We start from the raw sequence: 6,295 nt of genomic DNA on the forward strand, positions 1-6,295 counted from the left end.
AAGGTCGGGGTCGCGAGTTCGAGTCTCGTTTCCCGCTCCAAACATTCTTGTCAGCAATGGCAAGGCTTAGAAGGGTCCCAGAGATGGGGCCCTTTTTCGTTTTCCCCCTAGAAAACATTCACACTTTACCGGGCTCATTCACGCGTTCGCAATGTGAATGCGTCCCCGGCTACCCCTCGTTCACACGTTTTCTTGTGAAGGAGCCATCCTAAGCTATTGATCTAAAAGGGATGGTCCCGACCTTGCCTAGGTGGTGGGCTACGCAAGCTCGCCCTTTTCGCTTCGCTCACTTGCTCTACCAACTGAGCTATTCCCGCATCACCACCTGAGCCCCCATTTTGTGTGAACGCTGCTGTGAACGCCCGTGAGAACGGGCACAGAGGCCAGTGGTGACGCTGCTTAGGGGTATGTAGGGCATGGCTGAAAATCTACAACAGCACGCCTTGAGGGGGAGGGCAGGGGGATAGGGGCGGCCTCTTACTAATGCATTTCTGCTAAAAAATTCCTAGCAGAAATTCAGCGGTTTGATAGCATGCTGAAGGCATAGAAACTAAAGGAGCTAAAGCTATGGTTGCTGCTAAGCGTTACACGGAAGAAGAGAAGGCTGCTCTTATTGAGGAGTTTCATTCTAGTGGGGTAAGCATGAGTGCTTTCTGTAAGCAGGATGGGAAACCGTCCTATCCAGTTTTTTCTAAATGGCTGGATAAGGGGGAAAGGGCTGGCGTGGGCGCCTCTGTAGCCTCTTATGACTCCAAGCTATTCGATGAGTTCACCAAGACCCTAATGCCTGAGGATGTTGATAAGCGCTACATCCGCTACCTTGAGGGGAAGGTTGGGGAGCTAGAAGAAAAGGTGCGTCAGCTAGAAGAGCAGAGATGACTTTGCCATTTCTTCTGTAGAGCGTAATTGCTTTCTATACGACAAGGATGATCCATGATTAGGTTAATTATGCTGGCTCAGATAGCGATACACGTGATTGCTATACCGATGTACTTTGTGTGGTTCTATCTGATTTATTACATGATCTTCAAGGATTTTAAGGTTGGAGTTGTTCTATTTGGGGCGTGTATAGCATTTGGATACGTTCTTCTGTTTGTGAAAAAGATGTTGTCATCGTATCGGCTGCACTTGTATGCTCGCGCTGAGTCAGATGGGGCTTGATGCTGAGGGCACTAGATTGTTTGTGCTTTTCGGTTCATCCTGAAGGCATCAGATTTGGGCAAACGGGCCTTACTGTACGCTTGGAAAGCAAGCGGGGTTGTGTGAGTACGCTATTTGGCGAACCTTCAATGGTGTAGTTGGTAGCGGAGAGCATGGCTTACAAAGCGTGGATGGTTGGTAGAACACGCCAGGGAGTCCTCCCTAAAGTAGGACCGCTTTATCCTGCTGGCGTAGTTAGTAGGACGGGAACCACTACCGAATAGCTGGGCAATGTTGAGGCGTTCACTAGGAACGCTCTCCCATTGAAGAACGGGTGGTCAGGTAATTGATTGCTCCCCGTGAAGGGCATAGCCATTAGGCTAATCTAATATAGAAAGTGGTAGTGTCTCTGTAAGGTCATTGCCCTCTCTTTGTCTAAATAAATAACTATTTAGAAACTAGCCTCATGCGCTTAACATCATCCTCAAACTCTTTGTCAATCTTGAGGGCAATAGCTTTCTGCCTCTCTACCTCAGCTTTAGGTGGTCGTCCTACTGGACGAGCAATGCCCATAGCTTTCAGTAACTCCTTAGTAGCTACATAGTTATGTTCTTCAGCTCCCTTCTTAAGAACCTCAATGGCAATGTCTTGCCAATGTAGTTTATGCTCCCTATCCCATCCTTTTTCTTGAGCATAGCTATCAAGAGTGCTGAGGCTTACGCCCCATTTTTTAGCTAGCTCGGAATGAGAGTATGCCTCTACGTATTCTTTCTTTCCTTCTGCTGGAATATGTCCTGCGTCAATATAAGTATTATTCATGATTTACCTTTTTATTTTCTATAGTTGTGTAAGAAGTCCCTCAGGCCGGGTGGGCCTTTGGAGCAAAAGCAAGAGCACGCGACAGAGTCGCAACGCATTGAAAAGAGAAGAACAGATACACTCGTAACCAGTTAAGTTGATCCGACGATATGTCGGTTACTCTTAACCATCTATGAATCTTTTCAGCGTTTAGGTTTAGTCACGAGTAAGTATGTGTGAGTGTAGCGAACGGTTAAGCGTTATTTCTCTTACATTCTCTAGGCTTCCTCTGCATCGTAGATGGTGGTCTGTGAAACAGAAGAGAAGCCCATTCATCCAATGGTAACTCTTGGTAGGGTTAAGATGGATGTTAGAGAACGAAAGGGATGGATGAGTAGAAGGCGGTAGCCTAATGTCTCATCAAAATTGTGCAAAAATCCTTAAAGACTCTTTAAGAAAAAGTGCACAAAATTAACTGTTGGCGCTGAACATTACTACGCTACTTGCTTAAGCCCTACTGTCCATCGTCTAATCTGATGGTATGGAATACTGAGTTCTTCAGCGATTATTTTTCTCTCCATTCCTTTTTCTAGGAATAGGGAGATAGCTTCAGCTTGAAGCATTGCCTTGGCTTTCTTTTTCTCGGATTTCTGCTTTTCCCAAGGAGTCATGCATAGCTCAGTATTGATGGTTGCTAGGCGTCCAAGCTTGTCTTGGAGATACTTAGCCATTTCCATGTTCTGAACAAATAGGACTACTGGTGCTGTGCTGTCTCTATCTCTGAGAGAAGTTCGGGCTACCGCTTGAAGCGTTGACTCATAGAAGCGCTCGAACTCAATAGCCTTTCTAATTTCAGCAACTGGTACGCCTAACATCTCACTCAAGCTATGGAAGCTGAGAGCATCATCAGGGCTTACATTTCCATGCTGAAGACAGATAGCAATGGTCCTGTTTTGGTAGCCATTAATACCCCTGCTATCAATCGGAAGCTTGGTCACATTCTCAGTGAAGGCGTACTCAACCCAGTCATGCATAAAGGCTAGGCTTTCATCATCCCCGATCATAGCCGTTACACCATCAAGCCATGAGGCTAACTGAGTCTCATCGCTCCACTTAATCAGGGCTTCTCCATTACGCTGCATCAGGCTCTGAGTCTTGGAGTACCTACCTTTCAGGAAGGGGTGAAGCTCTACACGCTTTCCGTAGCCATCAAAGTTAGGGGTGAAGACAGACTCGGTGAAGGTAAAGCCTTGGCTCCTAGCGTGAGCCCCAAGGAGCGTGTCCCGCACGTTGTTGGCCAGGATGTGGACGCTATTGGCATAGGTGAAGGCCGGGAGGTAGTCCCTGTAGCGCACAATGCGGACAAGGCGTTTCCCCTTGCTGCTTTGCTTCTCCACCTCAACGCTGCATTTGGGCGTGATCATAGCCTTAAGCACCTCAAGGGCTGAGCTGCTAAGGGCGCTCCCCTCCTTGGCTTTAATCATGGATTCCACAAGGGCTACATGCTCAGGTTTGAGCGTTGCTTTCTTGTTTTCATCTACGGTTAGGTAGCGCTCAAGGCTGCTGAGGTAGCTGATACTATCGAATTGATGAGACCAGCAGTCAGAGACGCTAGGGACTTCATCCATTACCAGTTCCCACCCCGCAAGCAGTCTTGCATCTACTCGCCTCAATGACTCATGAGTAACCATTAGCAGTAGGGATTGGTTAGATGCCATAGCTTTCTCTATGTTAGCCACTACATGATCAGTAGTGTCTGAGGTAATTACGGTAGGGATGATTCCGGCTTTGGTCTTAATGTCTTGTGCAAGCTCCTTGATTAGAGCATTGGTAGGCATTGCATAGACTATATGTTTTCCGGGGATAAAGTTTGGAAGGGTGTTGATGAACTTGGTTGACTTGCCTGCTCCTGGAAGCGCTTCAGCTATATTTATTGTTCTATTCATGCTTTCAGTTTTCTACCTGTTAGGTCTCCTGATTTATAGGTGGGTACAAGATGCTACGATGAGGGGGAGGGTAAAGCCTGCAATGAGGAGTACAGCTATCACTGTTAATATTACGGTTAGGGTAGCTAACCAGCTATGTAGATATTTCACTTCTTACGCTTGGGTAGATTCCCGTCTCTCTCTAGCTTGTCAATGATGGAGTGTAGGATTTGAGTTGAGGTGAATACGCCATCAAGACCGCTCAAGGGAGGAAGGTCTACACATTGGTAGTTGCCTCTCTGGTTCATCTGGTAGCTGATGCCTTTGTATTCCTTGGTGTCACCTACAAGCATGGCGTTCTTGATTGAAATTTCTTTCCTCTGAAGCTCACTAGCTGCCTTTCGTTCAGCTAGGTAACGCTCTTCACCTTCTGATTTGTATTGATATGTCACTGCTGTACACCGTATTGCTTGTAAATGTTGGCTTTGATTTCTTTCATAAGCTCAGTCTGATTCTTGGCAGTGGCTTGGGTTCCGCTCACAACAGAAGACTTGATGCCAGAAAGGTTGCCCTCCTCGTCATAGAGGAAGTTAGATGGCTTGTCTTGCTTAGGCTGAGTGCTCTCAAGTGCTATCTGTACATCAAGGCTTTCTCTGACGAGAGGATCATTCCGATACATCTCCCGTACTGTCTCAGTCTTCAGTTGACGCATGAGAGCTACAGCGCCTTCAGGATCATGCATCACACTCTTAGGTTTAGTGGTGGGTTGGGCTGCTTCTTGGATGGTCCATCCTTCAGACTGTGCTTGATTGAGTACATCAAGCGGAGAACGCCCAGTAGCTTGAGCAATGGTGAAAATGTCTTGCGGATTAATGGAGGTCATTTGTTTTTCTCCTTGATTAGAAAGGTACGGTACGGTAACGGGAGGTTTCCCGAGGGTCTTGCTTGGGGGCTACTTCGATTAGTCCTGCTTCCTTAAACTTCTTCAAGGTTGTAGCTACAGTGCTAATCGATAGACCGGTCATTTTTGCTAGTTGACTCCTTGAGATTGGATAGAACTCCTTGTCTTTCGATCCGTTGCGGATAATAAGAAAGATTACCTTGTCGGTTATAGTGTTGATTGCTTTGTGTTGAAGCTTGATGATTTCTTCAATCATGGTCCTTCCTTTTATTTTCTAATTTATTTTCTTGTTCTTTCAGCATCTCATTAATGCTGGGTGTTGAAGTTTGAGAGCATACTCTCCCCTATATCCCCTCTCTACCCGTGCCAGCATAGAGAGGGAGTGTTTAAGATTTTTATTCTTATACTTGTATAATACCGATTTTTGAGGTGAATCTCCGCCTAGGGTGAAAATTAATCTATTAGATGTAGTACGTCCCTAGCGTTCAAGTGAGAGTATCGAGCTACAGACCTAGTATCCCTATGTCCTGATACGATCATGATTTGGGCGTTGTTAAAGCCTCGCTTAGCTACATTGGTGATGCGGGTATGTCTGAGCTGATGGAGCCTAACGGTTGCATCTAGACCCGCTTTGATACGTGCCTTTCTGACGGCCTGAGAAGCGCTATGAGGCGTTACAGAGAACAGCCTGCCCATCCCTATACGTTTTTCTTTGGCAAGCAATATGGCCTCTTGCAGAAGCCCTACGGCACGCCTTGTAAGTGGCACGGCTCTGGTTCCGTTCTTTCCATCTACTACATCAACTATGCGTTCTTCTAGGTGAAGGCATGAGATGGTTAGTTTCACTATCTCTGACCTACGCATGGCAGTCTCATATGCTAGCTCCGTTATAAGGCGCATGGTAGGGCTTAAGTGAAGTAGAGTTTTATTTAGCTCTTCTCGGGTGACGACCTTGTCGCTAGATTTAGATGGCTGAGGAAGGGCTATGTCTGCTACGGGGTTGGGGAGGTCTATTAGTAGTTCACGCTTAGCAAACTTGAAGAACCGAGACATAAATGCTAGCTGAGTCCTACACGTGGCAGGCTTCACAGTCTTGAGACGTTCTAGCTTGAAGTCGTTTACCTGCTGAGGAGTTATGTCATGGATGGGCTGAGGGAATGAATGTGATAGTTGCTCGACCAGTCCTATTGCTCGGTCATAGCTTCCCTTGCCCTTGAGGCGGGAGTCACAATAGGTCATGCCCAATGTATAGAGGGTGTAGACCTTATGTGTCTTGGTGATGGCTTCCCGTTGCTTAGCCCATGCTTGAGCATCAGCTTCAGTGGGGAAGGTCTTGGAGATGGGGCGTTGCCCTTTGAGACGTACCTGGGCGTTCCAGTTGCCGGAAGGTAGCTGACGGATGTTGGCCATGTAGGAACCTCATACAGTGTGAATAGAGGTTCTCTAGGGGGCTTAAGGAGCCTGAGAGCGCTCCGCCTTAACGTCCCCTTGCCAAGGTCGGGGTCGCGAGTTCGAGTCTCGTTTCCCGCTC

At 47.1% G+C, this 6,295-nt stretch carries 7 protein-coding genes; 1 reads left to right on the top strand and 6 read right to left on the bottom strand.

Annotated features, from left to right (window positions below; genetic code table 11):
- Window positions 1–567 precede the first annotated feature (567 nt).
- Entirely contained in the window at window positions 568–879 is a 312-nt protein-coding gene (locus LT948_RS32770) for a hypothetical protein (protein ID WP_034057070.1), read from the top strand.
- Between the two features lie 708 nt (window positions 880–1,587).
- On the opposite strand, the gene LT948_RS32775 is transcribed toward LT948_RS32770, so the two are convergent.
- The 6 genes from LT948_RS32775 to LT948_RS32800 form a co-directional block, all read right to left on the bottom strand.
- Complete coding sequence (locus LT948_RS32775; RefSeq protein WP_218816315.1) at window positions 1,588–1,959, bottom strand: hypothetical protein; 372 nt, start codon at window positions 1,957–1,959, stop codon at window positions 1,588–1,590.
- A 473-nt stretch (window positions 1,960–2,432) separates the two neighbouring features.
- Window positions 2,433–3,884, bottom strand: coding sequence for a hypothetical protein (locus LT948_RS32780; protein WP_218816314.1), 1,452 nt, complete (start codon window positions 3,882–3,884; stop codon window positions 2,433–2,435).
- A 146-nt stretch (window positions 3,885–4,030) separates the two neighbouring features.
- Window positions 4,031–4,315 carry a hypothetical protein gene (locus LT948_RS32785; RefSeq protein WP_033967546.1) on the bottom strand — a complete coding sequence of 95 codons (285 nt, stop codon included), beginning with the start codon at window positions 4,313–4,315 and terminating at the stop codon, window positions 4,031–4,033.
- Window positions 4,312–4,746, bottom strand: coding sequence for a hypothetical protein (locus tag LT948_RS32790; protein WP_071543423.1), 435 nt, complete (start codon window positions 4,744–4,746; stop codon window positions 4,312–4,314). Before LT948_RS32790 ends, LT948_RS32785 begins: the two co-directional genes overlap by 4 nt.
- A gap of 16 nt (window positions 4,747–4,762) precedes the next feature.
- The gene (locus LT948_RS32795; RefSeq protein WP_034057061.1) at window positions 4,763–5,020 is read right to left on the bottom strand and encodes a helix-turn-helix domain-containing protein; all 258 of its coding nucleotides are present in this window, start codon (window positions 5,018–5,020) and stop codon (window positions 4,763–4,765) included.
- Window positions 5,021–5,217: 197 nt separating this feature from the next.
- Window positions 5,218–6,174, bottom strand: coding sequence for a tyrosine-type recombinase/integrase (locus LT948_RS32800; RefSeq protein WP_023123145.1), 957 nt, complete (start codon window positions 6,172–6,174; stop codon window positions 5,218–5,220).
- Window positions 6,175–6,295: the final 121 nt, after the last annotated feature.

This window comes from Pseudomonas sp. CP-1, assembly GCF_021213715.1.
Taxonomy (GTDB): domain Bacteria; phylum Pseudomonadota; class Gammaproteobacteria; order Pseudomonadales; family Pseudomonadaceae; genus Pseudomonas; species Pseudomonas aeruginosa.